General features: G+C 45.6%; 11 protein-coding genes. 10 read left to right on the top strand and 1 reads right to left on the bottom strand.

Annotated features, from left to right (window positions below; all coding sequences use genetic code 11):
* Positions 1-1,288: 1,288 nt before the first annotated feature.
* Entirely contained in the window at positions 1,289-2,128 is an 840-nt protein-coding gene (locus VIP81_RS31535; RefSeq protein WP_331971518.1) for an AraC family transcriptional regulator, read from the bottom strand.
* Between the two features lie 137 nt (positions 2,129-2,265).
* On the opposite strand from VIP81_RS31535, the gene xylA reads away from it, so the two are divergent.
* The 10 genes from xylA to VIP81_RS31485 form a co-directional block, all read left to right on the top strand.
* Complete coding sequence (gene xylA / locus VIP81_RS31530; protein ID WP_331971515.1) at positions 2,266-3,594, top strand: xylose isomerase; 1,329 nt, start codon at positions 2,266-2,268, stop codon at positions 3,592-3,594.
* A 165-nt stretch (positions 3,595-3,759) separates the two neighbouring features.
* The gene (locus tag VIP81_RS31525; protein WP_331971512.1) at positions 3,760-5,766 is read left to right on the top strand and encodes a family 43 glycosylhydrolase; all 2,007 of its coding nucleotides are present in this window, start codon (positions 3,760-3,762) and stop codon (positions 5,764-5,766) included.
* 82 nt (positions 5,767-5,848) lie between these two features.
* Positions 5,849-8,239: a glycoside hydrolase family 127 protein gene (locus VIP81_RS31520; protein ID WP_331971509.1), complete on the top strand. Its 2,391-nt coding sequence runs from the start codon at positions 5,849-5,851 to the stop codon at positions 8,237-8,239.
* Positions 8,240-8,322: 83 nt separating this feature from the next.
* Positions 8,323-10,242: an alpha/beta hydrolase-fold protein gene (locus tag VIP81_RS31515; protein WP_331971506.1), complete on the top strand. Its 1,920-nt coding sequence runs from the start codon at positions 8,323-8,325 to the stop codon at positions 10,240-10,242.
* Positions 10,243-10,672: 430 nt separating this feature from the next.
* Positions 10,673-13,786 carry a TonB-dependent receptor gene (locus VIP81_RS31510; protein WP_331971503.1) on the top strand — a complete coding sequence of 1,038 codons (3,114 nt, stop codon included), beginning with the start codon at positions 10,673-10,675 and terminating at the stop codon, positions 13,784-13,786.
* An 11-nt stretch (positions 13,787-13,797) separates the two neighbouring features.
* Entirely contained in the window at positions 13,798-15,675 is a 1,878-nt protein-coding gene (locus VIP81_RS31505; protein WP_331971500.1) for a RagB/SusD family nutrient uptake outer membrane protein, read from the top strand.
* A 46-nt stretch (positions 15,676-15,721) separates the two neighbouring features.
* Positions 15,722-18,520, top strand: coding sequence for a SusC/RagA family TonB-linked outer membrane protein (locus tag VIP81_RS31500; protein WP_331971497.1), 2,799 nt, complete (start codon positions 15,722-15,724; stop codon positions 18,518-18,520).
* Between the two features lie 33 nt (positions 18,521-18,553).
* Positions 18,554-20,323 carry a RagB/SusD family nutrient uptake outer membrane protein gene (locus VIP81_RS31495; RefSeq protein WP_331971494.1) on the top strand — a complete coding sequence of 590 codons (1,770 nt, stop codon included), beginning with the start codon at positions 18,554-18,556 and terminating at the stop codon, positions 20,321-20,323.
* A 55-nt stretch (positions 20,324-20,378) separates the two neighbouring features.
* Positions 20,379-21,329, top strand: coding sequence for a DUF5627 domain-containing protein (locus VIP81_RS31490; protein ID WP_331971491.1), 951 nt, complete (start codon positions 20,379-20,381; stop codon positions 21,327-21,329).
* 29 nt (positions 21,330-21,358) lie between these two features.
* Positions 21,359-22,770: carbohydrate binding domain-containing protein (locus VIP81_RS31485; protein ID WP_331971488.1), on the top strand; the 1,412-nt coding region annotated here is incomplete at its 3' end.

Below are 22,770 nucleotides of genomic sequence, written 5' to 3'. Positions count from 1 at the left end.
TGAATAAGTAGGGTAATAAAATGATGATTTAGCAGATCGTTACTTATATTTGCCTATCATTACTCCTGACCACAACGGTTACACGTAATCAGGTTAGCATAACGGTTAGCAATAAACGCTCACTACTACCAAACACAGAATCTACAAGACATTACGAACATACGTGCTACTCCCAAGGGGATCACTGGAGAAGCTTGAAACCTGCGCATGGCGCGGGTTTTTTGTTTTTGGTCTATTTGTTAGTCTATCAAAGTGCGATTGCGCGATTCTTGTTTACTTATTTTTATTTGGGTTGACTTATCTATACGAATATAATATTTTATCTCCTTAATGAAGTCATATTGGGCATTTAAATTGTACCCAGTCAATACATAAATGTTCCGCGATTAAAACTGCCTGAAAAGTTGTAAATTGATAGGGTAAAATTAGAAACATGAGCGATAATACTTCCGGGCAGGATGGTAGCCAAACTGCACCACAAACACCAGTATCTGTTCCCGTTCCACAGGGTCCGATACGTGTTGATACAATTACAGAAAGTACTATTACAAAGGGTCAAGACCCTGACATTGGCTCTAAAAGAGGGTGAAAATAGATAGGATGTATGAAGATATCATGTATGCCACCGCAAATACAATCGGCGTGGCAACAACACATTTTAAACATACATTGAATAGATGCCACTGTAAGCTTCCCATAAAACTAGGCCACTAGGGATTAGAGATCTTGGAGGGCGGCAGACCTCCGATTAAGAGGGAGATTATAGCACTGATGGGGAGAATCCTGATTAAACGCCCGACGGGAGAACCCATCATCTATTCCCCGGACGTTAGCACGTTTGCATTATCAATTTGATTTTTAGTTATAACGGAGTAGCTACAGCGCATATCGACAACGACGCAGCTGCCCAACACCCGGCTAAAAGCAAATACCGACCATGATAAATGACGCTTTAGACTTCAGAACATGACCGGGAATTTGTACCAACGTCAACGATAGTACATAGCCCGGCACACGGGCGAATCATCGATCACGGCCGGTATTTATTGGCTTTCTTTAAAATTTAATGATTGTTGCATTACCTGGGTTAAACAAGGGGGGTAAGATAATGCTATAAATGAAGCTAGTGGCTTTTTAGGGCCTTTTCTTCAGCCTTGTATTTTTTTCTGATGGCCTTAAGGTCCTTTAATAATAAATCAGTGTGGTCGAAACATCACAGACTACACGCGAAGGAAGTAGGTATTATCTACGGAACATTGCAGCGCGTATAAGAAGCAACGGGGCCATTTTACGATAAATACATTTTACGGTATTGACTGGGTGTTTGCTGTTTTACTTCCTTGAATTGTTTACTGAAATGTGCCCAGCTTTTGTAACCACTTTCATAACAGATATCCAGTATTGGTTCGGTGCTGGCGGTAAGGAGCTTACATGCATGACTGATCCGCAGATCCCTGAGGAAATCGAAATAGGTTTTTTTGATATTCTTCTTGAAAAAACGGCAAAAGTTGGGGATGCTCATATTAGCAATGGCGGCTACCTGCTCCAGCGTGATTTTATCCAGGTAGTGTTTAAACGAGAAGTCGATAATTTTTTCGATGATGGGATTTACCAGGTCGGAGGTATCGGTGAAATCTTCTGTCAGTAGTTTAGATTGTCTCGAATGTCCTATTTTATGCAGGCATTGCAGGAGCAGCATGAGCTTATCAAATCCTTTTTTACGGTATATCAGCTGCATACACGCTGTTATTTCTTTCTTGAGGGTTTTCTCCAATTGTATGCCGTTCTTCTTTTGCAGCAGCGATTGTATTACTTTCATTTCTGTCATTTGCAGCAACCCATCACCCCAGCAATCGGCAGTGAAATGTATAACCATGGCTGATCCTATTGTTTTGGGATGGTTTTTTCTAAACCAGTGGGGGAGGTTGCCGGCGATGAAGAACACGTCATTGACGGAATAATCACTTACATAATCGCCTATCATGACGGTGCCATGCCCTTTAAGTATGAGGATGAGTTCATACTCAGGGTGCTTATGCCAGTTGGTTTCAAATTGAGGTGTTTGATAAATCCGGCAGGCAAAGCTCTGGCTGATGTCATTGGCGATTTTTTGAAGAATTGTTTTCATACTCCTTATAGATACCCTATTTTATCATGTAAATTGATAAACATTTATAATTATTGATAAGATAGCATATTTTCTTTCAAAAATAGCGGTTGTTAACTTTTTCAATTCAGACAATATTTGCTGAATAAAACACGAATATGAAAATAGTTACGGGAAAGAAAGAATTTTTTAGTGGCATTTCCGCCATTCAGTTTGAAGGTCCACGTACTGATAATCCTTTGGCCTACCGCTGGTATGATGAAAACAAAAAAATAGCCGGGAAGTCAATGAAAGAGTGGTTGCGTTTTGCTGTTGCTTACTGGCACTCTTTTAATGGAACCGGTGCTGATCCCTTTGGTGAAGCCACACATCTGTTTGAATGGGACAAAAACGCTGACCCGATTGAGCGGGCAAAAGACAAAGCAGATGCTGCTTTTGAAATGATCACCAAATTAAACCTGCCTTATTATTGCTTCCACGATGTGGACGTTGTTGATTATACCAATAATGTCGAGGACAATGAAAAGCGTCTGCAAACGTTGACGCAATATCTGAAACAAAAGCAGGAAGAAAGTGGTGTTAAGTTATTATGGGGTACTGCCAACCTGTTCAGTCATCGCCGTTATATGAATGGAGCAGCCACTAATCCGGATTTTCACGTATTGAGTCATGCTGCAGCACAGGTGAAAGCGGCCCTTGATGCTACGATTGCACTCGGTGGTGAAAATTATGTATTCTGGGGTGGCCGGGAAGGATATATGAGTCTTTTGAATACTAATATGAAACGGGAGAAGGAACACCTGGCGAGGTTCCTGCAGGCATCAAGAGATTATGCCCGCAAGAATGGGTTTACCGGTACTTTCTTTATCGAACCCAAACCATGTGAACCTACCAAACACCAGTATGATTATGATGCAGAAACGGTGATCGGTTTCCTTCACCAGTATGATTTGCAGAACGACTTTAAGCTCAACCTCGAAGTAAACCACGCAACATTGGCGGGGCATACTTTCCAGCACGAATTGCAGGTAGCCATTGATGCCGGTTTACTTGGCAGCATTGATGCCAACAGAGGCGACTATCAGAATGGCTGGGATACCGATCAGTTCCCGACCAATCTCAACGAACTCACAGAGGCCATGTTGATCATCCTCGAAGGCGGCGGATTTAAAGGCGGCGGCATTAATTTCGATGCAAAGATCAGGAGGAACTCTACAGATCCGGCTGATCTGTTCTACGCACACATCGGCGGGATAGATAGCTTTGCACGTGCCCTCATTACAGCCAACACCATCCTGGAGCAAAGTGCTTATAAGAAGATTCGTCAGGAGCGGTACGCATCTTTCAATACGGAAGCGGCAAAAACTTTTGAAGCAGGACAGGCTACCCTTGAGAGCCTGCGCGCATTTGCCATTGCCAATGGGGAACCAGCGGTGACGAGCGGCAGACAGGAATACCTGGAAAATATTATCAATAATTATTTGTAGCATATTTTCGTAATGTTTGTGATCAACTCCGCTGGTATTTGACCGGCGGAGTTTTTTTGCGCTAATATCCCGGATAGAACATTTTTACCCATCATTTCAACATTTGTTGCATCTGGCTAAGGGGGGAGCGGATTATCTTGTCATCACAAAAAATCCGTTTTCCAAATGTTTTTAAGATCATGTTTTTTTGTCTTTGTGTGTGTAAGTCTGACGATACAAAACGGGTTTGCCCAACAAAGCGGTCCTACCCGGCAGCCCAGTCCACCAGCGGTAGCGGAAACACCCGCAGCGCATTTTTATTCCACGGTAAATACTTATGTGAACCCGGTGTTGCCCGGTGATCATCCTGATCCAACGTTACTGAAGGTAGGGAACGACTTCTATCATTGCGGCTCTTCTTTTCATTTTAACCCCTATCTCCCCATTTATCATTCCAAAGACCTGGTACATTGGAAAGTGATAGGCCGTGTATTACCGCCTGCAAATACGGGTATGGTAACAGACTGTCCCGGTAACGGCGTATGGCAGGGCGCCCTCACTTATTTTTACGGTGCTTATTGGATCTATTTTTCTTCTCATGGGCAATGGTTTTCCAGGGCATCTTCGCCAGCCGGACCATGGTCCACCCCGATGCGGGTAAAAGAAGATATTCGGACTGGTCCACTCGGTTATGACAACTCCATTTTTGTAGATGATGATGGCAAGCCCTATATGGTGATAAAAAACGGGCAAAAGGTGAATAGACTACAGGCGCTTGGGAGAGACGGACAACTCACCGATTCGGTGATCAATCTGGATTGGATAAATGCCGGTCTGCAGTACAGCTGGGCAGAAGGCCCCGTGATGTGCAAGCGCAATGGCTACTATTATTATTTCCCTGCGGGTGATGTATCCGGTGGTCAGTATGTTTTGCGGACAACGGCGCTAACCGCCGATTCTACCAAATGGGAACGACTGGGTGATTTTTTTAAACCAATTACAGATCCCAACAATACTTTCCCGCGTCCCAATCATATTGCCGCACCCATTCAACTGGGGGATGGTACCTGGTGGACCATCGGGCAGAGTTATGAAAAGCGCGGTGATGATGATTGGTCTGGCATGGGCAGACAAACTTCCCTTTACCAGGTAATATGGGAAGGCGACCGTCCCTGGGGAGTGGCGCCGGTGAGCGGCCCTGTAATAAAGCCTGCACTCGATAATGATAACACGCCCTGGCGTAGTGTGCATACAGATCATTTTGGGGGCGATAGCCTGGGGATGTGGTGGCATTTTTTAACCAAACGGGCTGCTGCCAATTATTCATTGACACAACGGGAAGGGTGGATTCGTTTATCCCCGGATAGTGGACGCACACACCTGGTACAGAAAGAAACAGATCATTATTATACGGCCGTTACCAGGGTGAATGTGGAAACCGGCATTCCGGAAGCGCATGGTGGCATTTATCTTACCAACGGAAAACAAAGTGTGTTTGCTCGTCTTTACTATGCCTATGGTAATGAATCGCGTATTGTATTTCAATTGGATACAGCGTTAAGAGAAGTGCCTTATCACAAAGGAAAAGAGGTCTGGCTTAAACTGGAAAGGCGTGAACATCAGTTGACAGGCTTCTTCAGTGGGGATGGCAAAACCTGGCAGCCGGTGGGAGCCCCGGTGAGTGCAGTACCTATCGATAAAGCCCAACCTGATTTTAATAGCTGGGTAGGTACCAGCGTAGGCTTGTTTGCTGAGAAGGGAAATGTTGATTTCGATTTTTTTGTTTGTAAAGACGGGTTCTCTGAATTGCGGGCTGCGGGTAGCAGCAATTACTACGGCATCGTCAAAATGGAGGAAGGGGAAAACGAAATAGTTACCAATGATTCCGATCAGGGTGGCTGGCTGATGATATCGGGAGTGGATTTCGGTACGCCCGGTGAAGCGAAGGCGGTAGCAATAGTGGCCGGCGCCAGCCGCAGTGGGCAACTGGAGCTGCGGATAGATCACTTGTCAACCAGCGCTCCCATCGCAGTAGTACCTATAAAACCAGGTAAACAGGCCGCCAACGTTCAACGGCTGGATAAGGAAAGCAACCTTGTGTCTGGTCAACACGATCTCTTTGTCCGGTTTCCGGCAGGTGCTTCGCGGAACATATCTCTCTATAGTATACGGTTGCTTAGAACAAAAAAATAGTTGTTATTTTTTAATTGTTTAATTGACAATTAATTTAAAAAAGAATAATAAAAGTTTTTATCTTTCTTTAAAAGTAGCTTATATGAAAATAGCGCAGGGTTTACCCGGCCTGATACTGTGTGCCCTTTTGATGACTCATCAGCTCTATGCTCAGGACAGCCTGTATAACAATACATTTCCGCTCTCAGATGTAAAATTGCTGGAAGGCCCTTTTAAACATGCACGGGATCTTAATATTCAAACCCTGCTGAAATATGATGTAGACCGTTTGCTGGCTCCCTATCGTAAAGAAGCGGGGCTGCCTGCAAAAGCAAAGGGGTATACCAACTGGGACGGTTTGAGTGGCCATATCGGCGGCCACTATTTGTCAGCCCTGGCCATGAATGTTGCGGCGACGCACAATGGGGAATGCGAGAAAAGAATGAAATATATGCTGCGGGAACTAAAATCCTGTGTGGACGCCAATGCCGCCAATAATCCGGAGTGGGGTATAGGATACATAGGTGGAGTACCCAATAGTAAAGCGATTTGGTCAACATTAAAAGTGGGGGACTTTACCGCTTATCATGCCGCCTGGGTTCCCTGGTATAATGTACATAAGATGTACGCCGGCCTGCGGGATGCCTGGTTGTACACTGGCAACCAGCAAGCTAAGGCCATGTTTTTACAGTTTTGCGATTGGGGAATAAATATCGTAGCTGCATTAAGCAACAGTCAGATACAATCCATGCTAGATACCGAACATGGAGGGATGAACGAGATTTTTGCGGATGCTTACCAGATCACCGGTGATCGTAAATACCTGGATGCGGCCCGGAAGTTCTCGCATAACATGCTGCTAAAACCTATGGCTGCCGGCATCGATCATCTCGATAACCAGCATGCCAATACACAGGTGCCAAAAGCGATTGGTTTTGAAAGAATAGGTGAAGTGTCTCACGACCAGCAATATTACAACGCGGGCAGTTTTTTTTGGGAAACCGTCACCACCAATCGGAGCGTGGCTTTCGGTGGAAATAGCAGAAGGGAGTTTTTCCCAGGCACCACTGCCTGCATGGATTTTATAAATGATGTGGAAGGACCGGAGTCGTGCAATTCCAATAATATGCTAAAGCTGACGGAAGATCTCTTCAGGTACCATCCGCAGGCAGGATATATTGACTACTACGAAAGAACCCTCTACAACCATATATTGTCTACCCAGCATCCTGTTCACGGCGGCTATGTATATTTTACCCCCTTGCGGCCGCGCCATTACAGGGTATATTCCGCTCCCAACGAGGCCATGTGGTGTTGTGTAGGCACCGGTATGGAAAACCATGGGCAATACAACCGGTTAATCTATACTCATAAAAACGATTCGCTGTGGCTCAATCTCTTCATCGCATCGGAGCTTGACTGGAAAGCAACAGGTGTTACCATCAGGCAGGAAACACAATTTCCTTATACGGAAAAAACGAGGTTAACAGTCACCAAAGGTACTTCACGTTTTGTATGGATGGTGCGCTATCCCGCATGGGTAAAAACAGGTGCATTGAAGATATGGGTGAATGGCAAACCGGTGGAATATGTTGTCGGGCCTTCGTCCTACATTGCCCTGCAAAGAACCTGGAAAAAAAATGATGTGGTAGAGATTCAGTTGCCTATGCATAACACCGTCGCGCCGCTGCCCAATGTACCTGCTTATATAGCTATTATGCATGGCCCGATTTTGCTGGCAGCGAAAACAGGCACAGAAAACCTGACCGGCCTTGTTGCCAATGATAGCCGTTGGGGGCATATTGCCGGTGGCGAAAAGTTACCGGTCGATAAGGCGCCTGTGATTGTTGATGACAACCTGTCTGCCATGGTCGATAGCCTGGTGCCGGTGGAAAATAAACCCCTGGCCTTTACCTTTCCTGCATTGAAAATGATGAACCCGGCGAAGCTGGTGTTGGAGCCGTTCTATCAAATCCACGATGCAAGGTACATGATCTACTGGATGACATTGAAGGGAACGCAATACCAACCTTACCTCGATTCACTGGCGGCCACAGAAAAAGAAAGGCTGGCATTGCAACAACGGACAATAGACTTTGTTGCACCCGGTGAACAGCAGCCCGAAGCTGATCACCACATTCAAAGCGATCAATCCCGGACAGGATCTTCGTCAAACGAATTTTGGAGAGAGGCCGCCCAGGGTGGATATTTTAGTTACACCATGGCTACTAACAAAGCAACCAATATTGAGTTAATGGTACGTTACCAGGGAGCAGAACAGGGCAACAGGAAATTTGATATTTATATTGATGGAGAAAAACTCGTTTCAGAAGATAATACAGCGCGTTGGAAACAAACCGGCTTCTTTAACATCACCTACGCGGTGCCGGATTCCATGATAAAAGACAAAGATCACATTAACATAAAATTCCAGTCCTTACAGCAAAACAGAACCAGCGCTGTTTATTATATACGGCTGCTGAAAAAATTATAGGCAGGTCCGGTCAAACAAAGCATGGCTGCCCGGCCGGCATCATTGATAATCCCGGTTTTTTATTTCACAGAAAAAAACACGATATGAAAAAAACAATATGTAGTCTTTCCATTTTTCTATTATTTACAGTGCCAGCTTTTACACAAAATATTATTGAACACGCGCCTGCTGGTTTTGATTCCCTGCAGGCAGCTATACCCCACGGCCGCATTGACACTATCAGCTACAATTCTGCCACAGTGGGCAATGTTCGCCGCGCATTGATATATACGCCGCCTGGATTTTCGCGGCAACATAAATACCCGGTGTTATACCTGTTGCACGGTATTGGTGGCGATGAAAAGGAATGGTTAAATGGCGGCACGCCTCAGATCATCCTGGATAACCTGTACGCCAAAGGAAAAATTGAACCCATGATCGTTGTTATGCCTAATGGCAGGGCCATGAAAGACGACCGCGCGACTGGCAATGTTATGGCGCCAGACAAAGTACAGGCATTTGCTACTTTTGAAAAAGATCTGTTGAACGATCTTATTCCTTTTATACAAAAAAAATATCCTGTTTACACCGACAAAGATCATCGGGCTATTGCCGGACTATCAATGGGAGGTGGGCAGTCACTGAATTTTGGCCTCGGTAACCTGGATAAATTTGCCTGGATCGGCGGTTTCTCATCTGCCCCAAATACCAAGGTGCCCGAACAGCTGATGCCAGATCCGGAGGCAGCAAAGCAACAGATAAAACTACTCTGGATTTCCTGCGGCGCCAGCGATGGACTCATTAGTTTTAGTAAACGTACACATGATTACCTGGAAAAAAATAGTGTACCGCACATCTATTACATTGAGCCGGGTGTGCATGATTTTAAAGTGTGGAAAAACGGATTGTATATGTTCTCTCAATTGGTTTTTAAACCAGTGGACACTACTACCTTCTCAAAATACCCGGTGGTGGGCGCACCTGCCGAAACCAATGTGCGCAATGCAAAGTATCCGCAGATCCTGGCGGATCATCGTGTGATTTTCCGCGTGAAAGCGCCGGAAGCGCAGAAGATGCAGATCGACCTGGGCCGCCGCTACGATATGGTGAAAGATACCGGCGGTGTATGGACAGTGACAACAGATTCGATCGGCGAAGGCTTTCATTATTATTCTTTGTTGATAGATGGCGTAGCCGTTGCCGATCCCGCCAGCGAAACTTTTTATGGCATGGGCAGAATGGCAGCCGGTATTGAAATACCCATTGTCGGTAACAACTATTATGCATTAAGGGATGTGCCGCATGGCGATATCCGGATCAGGAAATATTTCTCAAAGGTGACCGGTTCCTGGCGGCAATTGTATATCTATGCGCCGCCTGGCTATGATACAGATACAAACGAAAAATATCCTGTACTCTATATTTTACATGGTGGTGGCGAAGACGAAACCGGCTGGACCACACAGGGCAAAACAGACCTGATCATGGATAACCTGATCGCCTCAAAAAAAGCAGAACCTATGCTCATCGTGATGCCTGATGCGAATGTAGGCGGCAACGCTTTCGACGAGTCCGTGTTGAAAACATTTGAATCAGAACTAAAGGACATTATTATTCCTATTATAGAAAAAAATTATCGTGTGGAAACCACTGCGAAAAAAAGAGCATTGGCCGGTTTGTCGATGGGCGGCATCCATACCCTTTATACAGGTATTAAAAACACGGAGCTGTTTTCCTACCTGGGTGTATTCAGTTCAGGCTGGATACAGCCAAGGCAGGAAAGTACTGCCGTAGCCCAGTACGATTTTATGAAAGCTAATGCTGCCATAATTAACAACAACCTGAAAGCGTTATGGATTTCAATGGGGGGAAAAGAAGACATCGCTTACAAGAACTGCCAGCTGATGTTGACAAAATTAGACGAGCTAAAAATTAAATATACCTATAGCGAATATCCCGGCGGCCACACCTGGCCGGTATGGAGAAATAACCTGGTCAATTTTGCGCAACTACTTTTTAAATAAATTTTAATACCCCGGTGAAGAACAGCCAGGCAATGCATTTGCGGGTTATTTATACATTATTACTATCCTTTTGGAGATTCGTACCATTCATATATACTGCGCTATCGTAGATTCGATTGTTGTTTTTTGTATCAGTGTCTGCTGACCGATCTGCAACTTTTACGTTATGAAAAAATTTCTTACTTAAACGCTAAATGATTACTTATGAAGTTTCAAAGCGCCGGGGTCGCCACGTCCCGTAACAACCATTTTCTGTTTCGTCACTTAACGAGGTAGCATCCTGTACCTCTCTTAAGGATACATCTTTTTATCGCATTGTAATTGTTCCTGCCGGTATTTCGGCGTGATAGTCCTGTATGGGCTGTCAGAACCCCTTATTGCCCTAACATTAAATATTTTGAATTCCATGTTTAAAATGATTCTTTCGCAAATGTCATGGAAATGGCTCGTTGTGACAGCAGCCATGCTGTCTCAAACGTTGTCCTGGTTGCCATTACAGGCTCAGGAAACTCGTGTGGTACAGGGTGTGGTGCTGGACGAACAAAAGACGCCCATCCCCGGCACCACGGTATTGGTAAAAGAAACCACGATCAGTACCAGTACAGGTAATGATGGTAAATTTCTCCTGACGGTTCCTGCAGACAAGCATGTACTTGTTTTTAGCTACATGGGAAAAGCGTCGCAGGAGGTGAACATTAAAAACCAACCGGTTATATCCGTTACCTTAAAAAGCAATGTAGTGGCCCTGGAAGATGTAGTGATTGTAGGATATGGCCGGCAAAAAAAGACCAGCGTAGTAGCCGCTGTTTCACAAACAACCGGTAAAACATTGGAGCGTGCAGGTGGCGTATCAAATATTGGTGCGGCACTTACCGGAAATGTTCCCGGTCTTATCACCGCCCAAAGTACCGGTCTGCCTGGTGAAGAAGATCCACAGCTGATCATCCGTGGCCTTAGTACCTGGAACAATAGCAGTCCTTTGATATTGGTAGACGGTGTGGAACGCCCCATGAACAGTGTCGATATAGGCTCTGTAGAAACCGTAACGGTTTTAAAAGATGCTTCTGCTACAGCGGTATTTGGTTCACGTGGCGCCAATGGGGTGATTCTCATTACCACCAAAAGAGGTAAATCCGGCAAAGCTGCTATCCGGGCCACGGTGAACTCTGTGGTGAAAGCACCTTCTAAATTGCCCGGAAAGGCAGATTCATATGATGCGTTGCGCACCATCAATGAAGCCATCGAATATGAACTGGCACTAAAGCCAGAAAGCTGGAATAACTTTTATCCACAGGCGATCCTCGATAAATACCGGCATCCGGCTAATCTGGCAGAAGCCGAACGTTATCCAAATGTAGACTGGGCAAAAACTTTATTTAAAGATTACGCTACCTCACAAAATGCCAACGTAAATATCAGCGGCGGTACCCATTTCGTAAAATATTTTAACAGTGTCGATTTTTTACATGAAGGAGATCTGTTCAAAATATACGATAACAAACGTGGGTACAAACCCGGTTTCGGCTTTACCCGGTTAAATGCCCGTTCTAATCTTGATTTTCAATTAACACCTTCTACACTCTTTAAAGTAAACCTCGCAGGATCTTACGGCGTGCGGAAAAGTCCATGGGGATTTTCGGGTAATCAATATGGTTCCTGGATCGATGCTTATACTACCGCACCAGATGTATTTCTACCGGTATATGCCGATGGTTCCTGGGGTTACTTTGCTCCCAATGAAGGAAGGGCGGAAAACTCGGCCAGGAGCCTGGCAGTGGGCGGTATTCAATACCAAACCACTACACGCATCACCACCGACTTTACACTCGAGCAAAATCTGGATATGCTCCTGGATGGCTTAAGGTTCAGTGGCACCATTTCCATGGACAATACTTTCGTTGAAAGTGACAGAGGAGTCAATGACCTGTACCATGATGTACAACGCAAATGGATAGATCCTGCTACCGGAAATGTGTTTTACAAAAGTGCCTTTGACGGTGTTACCAATTTCGATTTCCAGGAAGGAATCAAGTGGGCGCCGGCAGCAGGTGCAGTGACAGATAATCAACGCCGGTTATTCTATCAGTTGCAGTTGAATTATGCTAAAACGATCGCCGATAAACACGCGGTAACTGCCATGGGATTACTAAACCGTAACATTACGGCCAGTGGTAGTATGATTCCCTCTTATCGGGAGGATTGGGTATTCCGTGCCACTTATACCTACAATAACAAATACACCATCGAATACAATGGCGCTTATAATGGGTCGGAAAAATTTGCACCGGAGTATCGCTTTGCCTTTTTCTCTTCCGGTGGTGTGAATTGGATTTTATCCAATGAAAATTTCATGAAGAATATAAAATTCCTGGACTTGTTGAAGTTCCGGGCTTCCTACGGCCAAACAGGTTTTGATAATGTAGCGGGTCGGTTTCTGTACCTGACCGAATGGTCTTATGGAGGGCGTTCACGACTGGGCAGCACTGGTGAAGCAGCAGAGCAAAGTCCGTACAACTGGTACCGCGAATCTACCGTGGGCAATCCGAATGTGCAATGGGAACAGGCAGAGAAAATGAACGTGGGTACCGACTTTGAATTATTCAATGGTTTCATAAAAGGTAAGCTGGATATCTTCCAGGATAAACGTTCAAAAATATTGCTGGCCAACAGGACTTCCGTGCCGTCTTATTATGGCGCCACGCCGCCGGTCGCCAATCTGGGCCGGGTAAATTCGCAGGGATATGAAGCAGAGCTACACTTCAATTACCAGGCGAACAAAAAGCTCCGGCTTTGGGCAGACCTGAATATGACCCATACCAAAAATAAAGTCATAGAAGCCGATAACCCCGAACTGTTGCCTGCTTATCAGAAATCAGAGGGCATGCAAATTGGTCAGGCTTATTCTTACGTGAGCCAGGGCTATTACAATACCTGGGATGAACTGTATGGTAGTACCATACACAATACCAATGATAATCAAAAGTTGCCGGGCAACTATTACCTCGTTGATTACAATGGCGACGGTGTGATCGATGCAAGCGATAACATTCCTTATGGACATAGCGGCTGGCCTACCAACACGTACAATGCCACCCTGGGGGTAGACTGGAAAGGGCTCAGCGTTTTTGTACAATTCTATGGCGTGAATAACGTGACGAGGCAGGTGGTCTTTAACAGTCTGGCTTCCCAGGGACACACTGTGTATAACGAAGGGACTTATTGGTCGAAAGATAATCCTAATGCGGATGTGTCTATGCCACGCTGGCTATCTACACCTGCCGGGTATTACCAGGGCTCCCAATACATGTTTGACGGTTCTTATCTGCGGCTGAAGAACGCGGAGATTGCATACACATTCGATAAAGGATTTGTAAAGCGTGCCGGTATGGAATCGCTGAGAATATATCTCAACGGCAATAACCTGGCTGTCTGGAGTAAAATGCCGGATGACCGCGAATCAAATTTTGCAGGTACCGGCTGGGCATCTCAGGGAGCTTATCCTACCGTAAAGCGTTACAACCTTGGCGCCAATTTTACATTCTAAATATGAATTGTATGAATCAGTATATAAAAATATTGCTGGCAACTGCCGGAATAACCGCCGCCCTCGGCCTGGCATCCTGCAAGAAGTTCCTGGATAAGGAACCACAATCCATCATATCTGCAGACAACGCATTTAAGAACTTTATCAGCTTTCAGGGCTTCACGGAAGAACTTTATCACTGTATACCAGATTTTACCAATGCCTACTGGACCAATTCCTGGAACTGGGGAGAAGATGAAATCCAATCTACCGCACAGAATTTTCACATCATCATCAAAATAGATAATGGTGATTTCTGGGGCTGGCAGTCACAGTTTGACGGATGGCAAGCCGGATGGATGGACCGCAACAATACAAGCACCAATGATGACCGTTTTGCAAAATCGTTGTGGAAGCTTGGATGGTATGGTATTCGGAAAGCTAATATGGGACTGGAGAATATTGATAAACTAACCGATGCCACCCAGGAGGAAAAAGACTTGATTAAAGGGCAATTGTTGTTTTTCAGAGGATGGTTTCACTTCATGTTCATCCAGTATTTTGGTGGGTTACCTTATATCGATAAAGTACTGCCGGGTGATGAGAAATTAACACTGCCCCGTCTTAAATACAGTGAGTGCGCAGACAAAGCTGCAGCCGATTTCAGAGAGGCGGCCAACTTGCTGCCTGTCAACTGGGATAATACCACGGCAGGTAAAAGAACGTTAGGAAAAAATCAACTGCGCATCAATAAAATCATGGCGCTGGGCTACCTGGGGAAAAATTATTTGTGGGCGGGTAGTCCGTTGATGAACTACGTATCTACCGGTAATAAAACTTACAACACGGAGTATTGCAAAAAGGCAGCCGAAGCATTCGGCGAGTTGCTGCAGTTATGCGAAAGCGGGGACGCACCTTATAGCCTGGTAGACTTTTCTAAGTACTATACCAATTTCTATAGTGCTGGTCAAAACTGGTTAATGCCCGGTAGTACAGAAGCTATTTTTCGTGGCCCTTACTATGGTGCGCATGGCACTACTTATGGCACTGCCAAGCAATATGGCCCGGCTTTTCTGACAGAAGAAGCGATCACATTTGTGCCTACCGCTAACTACGTTGATTACTACGGTATGGCTAATGGCTTGCCCATTAAAGATATCACGAAGGCAGATCCGGAATCGGGATATGATCCTGCTTATCCCTGGAGAGGCAGAGATCCACGTTTTTATAATGATATTGTTTTCGATGGTATTAAATGTGTGCAGGGCGCTACTACCGATGAGGGCAATCGTTACGCGAACCTTTATACCGGTGGAAGCTACCGCAATATCAGCAGTGCCAGTCGCTCCGGTTACCTGCTCTACAAGTTTATTCCAATAACCGCTAATAGATTTGATAATGGCTGGACCTATGACAAAGCCCTTAATATTCACCTGCCCTATATGCGTTTGGCAGATGTGTATTTAATGTATGCAGAAGCGGCTGCAGAGGGCTATGGTGGCGCTACAGGCAAATCCACGAACTATGCCAAAACAGCCGTAGACGCCATTAATGTGATCCGCGATCGGGCAGGTGCCGGACATGTGGCGGCCAAATTCACCGGTGCACTGGAGGATTTCATAGGCGAAGTACGCCGCGAACGGGCGGTGGAACTGTCTTTTGAAGGGCATCGTTTCAATGATTTAAGAAGGTGGCTGTTATTGATCAAAAGTCCTTATACACTGAAAAAATCTGTTGAGTTTGACCGCTCGCCCACTTTCAGTACAGCAGACCCAAAAAATAACCGGGTACTGAATTTACGTGAGTCGGTCATCCTGGAACGCAAGTATTCCGAAAAACATTATTGGCTGCCATTAAAAAATGCGGATGCCAGTATGTACCTGGAATTTCCACAAAATCCAGGCTGGTAAAAGGTGCAATCCTTATGGGTATCGTTTACTGTTAATTCAAAAATTCATGAATCAAATAAAAGTACTAATAGCATTTGTAGCACTGATGAGCGTTATGCCGGTGTCGCAGGCACAGGATACTACACAGAACGCCAACGGGGTGCAGGTAGCATTCCGGAAAGTTCCTCAAAACGACCTGCTGGGAGGTATTTCAGTAGTAAATGTACCCAAACAAATGTCCACCAACTACATGATCTCCAGCCTGGAAAATATGGATGGATGGGTGAATGGTTTTAATGGCAATAGTTTGTGGGGCATGGGCGGTTACCTGCTCATCATAGACGGCGTACCCCGCGACGCCAACAATGTATTGCCAACTGAAATTGAACAGATCTCTTTCCTCAAAGGCGTAAATGCAGTAGCACTTTATGGCAGCCGTGCAGCAAAAGGAGTGGTGTATATTACTACTAAAAGAGGAAAAGCAGGTCTGCATAAAATTGATGTAAGAGCTAATGGTGGCATACATGTTCCCAAAGCTTACCCGGCCTATCTGGGATCGGCGGAGTACATGACATTGTACAATGAAGCACGCCGCAACGACGGGCTGCCGGACCTCTACCCGCAGGAGTCGATTTATTCGTATGCCTCCGGTAAAAATCCCTACAGGTATCCCAACGTAGATTATTATTCAGATGAATACCTGAAGCAATACTATAACCGCTATGATGTAACTGCAGAAATTTCCGGAGGAAATGACAAGGCGCGCTATTATACCAATATCGGTTACCAGAACACCGGTTCGTTGCTCAATTTCGGAGAGGCCCGGCAGAATGGTAAATCGGATCGCCTCAATTTGCGTGGTAATGTAGACATGAATCTCAACGAATACATTAGTTGTAATGTAGATGCTGCTGCCATTTTCTATACCGGAAGAGGTGTTAATACTGACTACTGGGCAAGTGCTGCTAACTTACGTCCCTATCGCTTTGCACCGCTTATTCCACTGGATCGGATAGAAGCAGACGATGAAGCGTCCAATGTATTTGTGAAAAACAGTAATCACATTATCGATGGGAAATATCTACTGGGTGGAACGCAACTGGATCAAACAAATCCGTTTGCCGCTATTTATGCCGGAGGCAACAACCGGTCCATCAGCCGGCAGTTCCAGTTTAATACAGGCGTCAATGCAGATCTGCGAAATTTACTGAAAGGTCTTTCCTTCCGGTCTACGTTTGCCGTTGACTACAACACTTCCTATAACCTGGCTTTCAATAATAACTATACGGTATATGCGCCTACCTGGAATACCTATTCCGGTGTTGACTTAATTAGCAGCCTCACACAATATGGACAGGATGCTACATCAGGGGTACAGAATGTTAGTAATAGCTGGTACCGTCAAACCATTTCCGCAACGGGGCAGTTTAATTATGTGAATTCGATCCGCGATCAACATCATCTTTCTGCTGTTTTATTGGTGAATGGTTTTCAGCAATCTGAATCGGCCCTGTATCACCGCACCAGCAATGCCAATCTTGGTTTGCAATTAGGATATAATTTGAGGCATACTTACTACATCGATTTTAGCAGTGCCATGATCCATAGCGCGAAGCTACCGGAAGGAAACCGAAATGCATTTTCCCCCACCGTATCATTAGGTTGGAGACTCAGCAACGAAGGTTTCCTGCGGGGAATCTCCGCTATTGATCATCTCCGATTGACCGTTTCCGGTGGCGTATTGCATACGGATCTGGATATTGCGGATTACTATTTATACCAGGGTATTTATACGGCGCAAGGGAGCTGGTTTGGCTGGAAAGATGGTACAGGTGTACAGGCCACAGAGTCAAGGCGGGGAGCTAATCCTCATATGCGTTTTCCCAAAAAAGAAGAAATCAGTATCGGTCTGGACGGAGCTTTCTTTCATCAACTCATAAAAATAGATGGTAATTTCTTTGTCAACAAAATTACCGGCAACATCATCCAGCCCAACGTATTGTATCCTTCTTATTTCACCACCGGTTTTCCATCTTCTTCTTTCATTCCTTATGTAAATTATAATGACGACAAACGGGTAGGGGTTGATTTCAGCGTGCGCTTTAACAAGAAGGTGCAGGAAGTGAGTTATTCATTAGGACTGGTAGGTACCTATTATAAAACTACCGCTACAAAGCGCGCCGAAGTATTTGAAGACAATTACCAATACAGACAAGGGAAGCCATTGGATGCGATATGGGGACTACACAGTCAGGGCCTCTTCCGTGATGCTGATGACATTAAAAATTCTCCGGCGCAAACTTTCGGTCAGGTTAAACCCGGTGATATCAAATACAAGGATCAAAATGGCGATGGGGTGATAGATGCGCGTGATGAAGTGTACCTGGGCCGTGGCGGCTGGTTTGGTGCTCCGCTTACACTCGGTATAAATCTGACTGCCCAATGGAGGAACTTCTCCTTCTTTGCGCTGGGCGTAGGTAGATATGGCTCGTACGACATGAAAAATAATTCCTGGTTTTGGGTAGATGGTGAGGATAAATATTCCGCCGTGGTAAGAGATCGTTGGACACCTGAAACAGCACAGACAGCGAAGTATCCGCGTCTGACTACTTTCAACAGCGATAACAATTTCCGCAGTTCGGATTTCTGGTTGTACAAGACCAACCGCTTCGACCTGGCGAAGGTGCAGCTCTCCTATGACATGAGCCCTTTGCTGGGCCGGAAGAAAATCTTGAAAGAAATGGGGGTATATGTGAGTGGTTTCAATTTGCTGACGCTTTCTGCGGAACGCAAAACGATGGAAATGAATGTTGGCAGTACACCTCGAACACGCTTATATAACCTGGGTATAAAGGGATTGTTTTAATTTTTTCCTTTTGCCCGATTAAGTTTCCATTTTATGAAAAGAAATATGATCCTTTTGCTGGCAGTTGTTTTCTTGCTGGCTGGTTGCAAAGATTTGCTGGTACCGGAAATTGAAAATAACCGGGACCTGAATGGAATAAAATATCCCGCCAATGATGCCTCACTGCCGTTTGGCATATTACTCAACGGTTACAATCGTATACCCACCAATTCATGGTCCTTCAATGATGTAGCCACCGATGATGCGGTGACCAATGATCAGGGTAATGGATTTCTGAAAATGGCGAACGGACAATGGACCGCTACTAATAATCCGCTGACTCAATGGACCAATGCATATGCTGCTATCCAGTATTTGAACATCACGTTGCGTGACGTGGATACGGTACAATGGGCGGCAGACGCGGTGATAAGTAAATTGTTTCGCATGCGCATCAAGGGGGAAGCCTATGGTTTGCGCGCCCTTTTCTACTATCACCTGTTGCAGGCACATGCCGGCCCGTCTGAAAGTGGCGCTATACTGGGTGTACCTCTTAACCTGGAGGTGCAGGGACCTACGGCAGATTTCAACAAACCCAGGGCTACTTTTGAAGTGTGTATGCAACAAATTTATAGTGATCTGACCAAGGCGGAAGAGCTGTTGCCACTGGATTACGAAAATATTGCGGGGCCGGCACTTATTCCTGAGAAGTATGGCGCCATTACGAAGGAACAATATGATCGCGTTTTTGGTGCAGCATTTCGAGGATTTTTGACCGCTCGTGTGGTGAAGGCAATCCGGTCCAAAGCGGCTTTACTGGCGGCCAGTCCTGCTTTCAGCACCGGCACCACCACTACCTGGGCAGACGCAGCAGATGATGCAGGTGAGGTGATGGCATTGAAAGGGGGGATGAGTGCATTGTCTGCCAATGGACTTACCTGGTATGCCAATGCAAGTGAAATTGCCGGATTAGCCGATGGCGCCAATCCTTCCGAAATACTTTGGAGGAATAATTATGGCGATAATCGTGATCTGGAACAAGCTAACTTTCCACCCAGTTTGTTTGGTAATGGTCGTATTAATCCAACACAGAACCTGGTGGATGCTTTTCCGATGGCGACCGGCATGCCCATTGGCAGTGCGGGTAGCGGCTATGATGCCGCCAATCCGTACACCGGCAGAGACCCGCGACTGAGGATGTTTATTTTAGTAAATGGCGGTACCGCCGGTCCGAATAATACATTGATCAATACCGCTGCCGACGGCGGTACGAATGATGCCCTCAATAGCGTAGGAACTTCTACCAGGACCGGATATTACCTGCGCAAATTGTTACGACAGGATGTAAACCTCAATCCTAACTCCGCGAATAATCAACGACACTATAAACCACATATCCGGTATACCGAAATTTTTCTCAACTGCGCAGAAGCTGCCAATGAAGCCTGGGGGCCGCTGGGAGCCGGTAAATACGGATTCTCCGCTTATGATATTATCAAAGCTATCCGGAAGAGAGCTGGCGTAGGAACTACAAATGGTGATCCTTACCTGGAAGAGGCGAAGGGTAGCAAGGAGCAGATGCGGGAGCTGATCAGGAATGAGCGGAGAATAGAACTGTGTTTTGAAGGATTTCGCTTTTGGGATCTTCGCCGCTGGAAAGTTAATCTTAGCGAGAAAGCCAAAGGGGTAAGCATTACAAATAACACGCCCACTGTTATTGACGTGGAAAGCCGGCAGTTCCAGCCCTTCATGACCTATGGACCCATTCCTTACGGAGAGATACTCAAGTTCGGCGCTTTAGAGCAGAACAAAGGCTGGCGTTAATAAAAATGCCCGACACGGAATAATTTTTATCTGACTTTTTTGAAAATAATAAAAGATGAAAAAGTGCTTAATGCCTATCCTGCTACTGCTGCTGGCAGCATGTAACAAAAGCGTAACCTTTCCGGATTACGAATACCAGACGGTATATTTCGCCTATCAATATCCTGTACGTACCATTACTTTCGGGGAAGATGTGTTTAGCACGGAACTGGACAACCAACGCAGGTGTAAAATTATGGCCACAACAGGCGGTGTTTATTACAGCAAAAAGGACCTGACTATCGGTATCTCTGTAGATAACACCTTACTGGGAAGTGGCCTGCTGTTTGGCGCAGGCAAAGATGAGATTTTAGCGATGCCTGCTAAGTATTATTCATTAGCCGCCAATAACATTATTATTCCAAAAGGCAGTTTGGCGGGGGGCGTAGAGGTACAACTGACAGACGCATTTTTTAATGATCCAAAGGCCATCAAAAACACCTATGTCATTCCACTGCGTATCACCAACAAATCAGGGGCAGATTCCATTTTGAGTGGAAAAGATTTTATACTCTATGCGGTGAAGTATGTAAATACCTGGCATGGCAACTATTTGCGTAGGGGAAAAGATGTGGTGAGCGGAAGTGTGAGTCAGACGATCCTGCGGCATCAACGCTATGTAGAGCAGGATGAAGTTAATAAGCTGACCACAAGATCCATGAAGGAACTGGAATTCCCGGTAGTGTACAAAGACAAAGACGGTGTAAATATCAATGGCATACTACTGCTCACTTTCGATGATAACGGTAAATGCACCATTTCCGCTGCTACCGAAAATTTCACCGCAACAGGAACGGGAATCTTTGTGAAAAAAGGAGAAAAGAATAGTTGGGGCAGCAAAGACCGGGATGCGCTGTATCTCAATTACCAGGTGACGCTGCCTGGCATGCAGGTAGCCACATCAGATACGCTGGTAATGCGGGATCGGACGGTGACGATGGAAACTTTTACACCTGTAGGTAAGTAATTATTCTGTACGACATTAAAGTAATTTATATGATTCGACTTCATAAAATAACAGCCGGCTTCGTTGGATTAATAGTCATCACTGCCTGCAATAAATATAAAGGGCTCGACTTCAACGTAGATAAGCCGGAGAGTGTATCTGTGCAAGAAGATATAGATGCTTATCCGGCCCTTAAAAGCTACATAAACCGTGTGGCACAGCCCGGGTTTAAACTGGGGGTGGCACTGGGTTTACAAGAGTACCTGGACAAGGGAGTGAAGTATCGGTTAGCCAATAGAAACTTCGATGAAATTGTTTTAGGATATGAAATGAAACATGGTGCTGTAGTGCAGGCGGATGGTAGTTTAGCACTGACGAAAGTGCAATCATTATTTCAAACGGCGGCCGCAGCAGGGATGCAGGTATATGGTCACACCCTGATGTGGCATGCCAACCAGAATGCCAGCTATCTGAAAGGATTGCTTGCACCGCTATCGGTCACTTCGCCGGCCTATGCCAATGACCTGAATCTGGCAGGGTTGCAGGATAAGAGCTTCGCTAACTGGTCCCGGCCGGGTGCGGGAGCAGGGATTTCAGTAACAGACGGAGAAGGGATGGGGACCGGTAATAAAGCCGTTAAGTGGATGACAAATGGTGGGGCAACTGATCTGCAACTCATCAGCCCTGGGATCACCGTCAATAAAACACATAAGTATGAAGTGGTGATGTATATCCGGTCAGACGGAGACGGGGAAGGAAGGATTGCTTTTGAAGGTTTAAATAATAATACGCCTTTGATAGACTGGACAAAATCAGGAACCGCTACTGCTACTTTTACCACGGGGATTTCCTGGAAAGAGATCCGCTTTACCATCAATGATTTTGCGGCCGATAATATTAAGCTGCATTTTGATTTGCAAAATAAAACGGGTGTTACTTATTATATCGACGTAAACAATTTGTATGTATACGATACACAGGGTACAGCAGTGATCAACAACCTGGTAGCCAACGGTGATTTCGAATCAGGTGGTGGCTGGGGAGGCTGGGGAGGCAGCTCCTCCCGCGGCGTAACAGCTGATGGCGTGGGAGTAGGGAACAAAGGCAAGGCTTTTTTTGTAACAAATCCCGCTAAAGCGGCTAACTATTGGGATGTGCAAACCAGCTATAATTTTGCATCTCCGCTGGAGAACGGCGCTACTTATGAATTGAGTTTTTGGGTAAAAGGTACCGCGGCAGGTGTGATTCGTCCGGAGTTGCAAAGTGCCGACTATTCGTCTAATGGATATGGACAGGTGCAGGTGACCACAGAATGGAAGTTTGTCACCATCGCCACCACTGCCACTGCTGCAGACAGGAGCCGGCTGATTTTTAGCTACGGCGAATTTGCCGGTACCGTTTATATCGATGACGTGGTGCTGAAAAATGCGAAGGCTACCGGTGGTACTACCACGGTCGTGGA

Source organism: Chitinophaga sp., assembly GCF_036566945.1.
Lineage (GTDB): Bacteria > Bacteroidota > Bacteroidia > Chitinophagales > Chitinophagaceae > Chitinophaga.
This window is presented reverse-complemented; position numbering and strand designations above follow the sequence as displayed.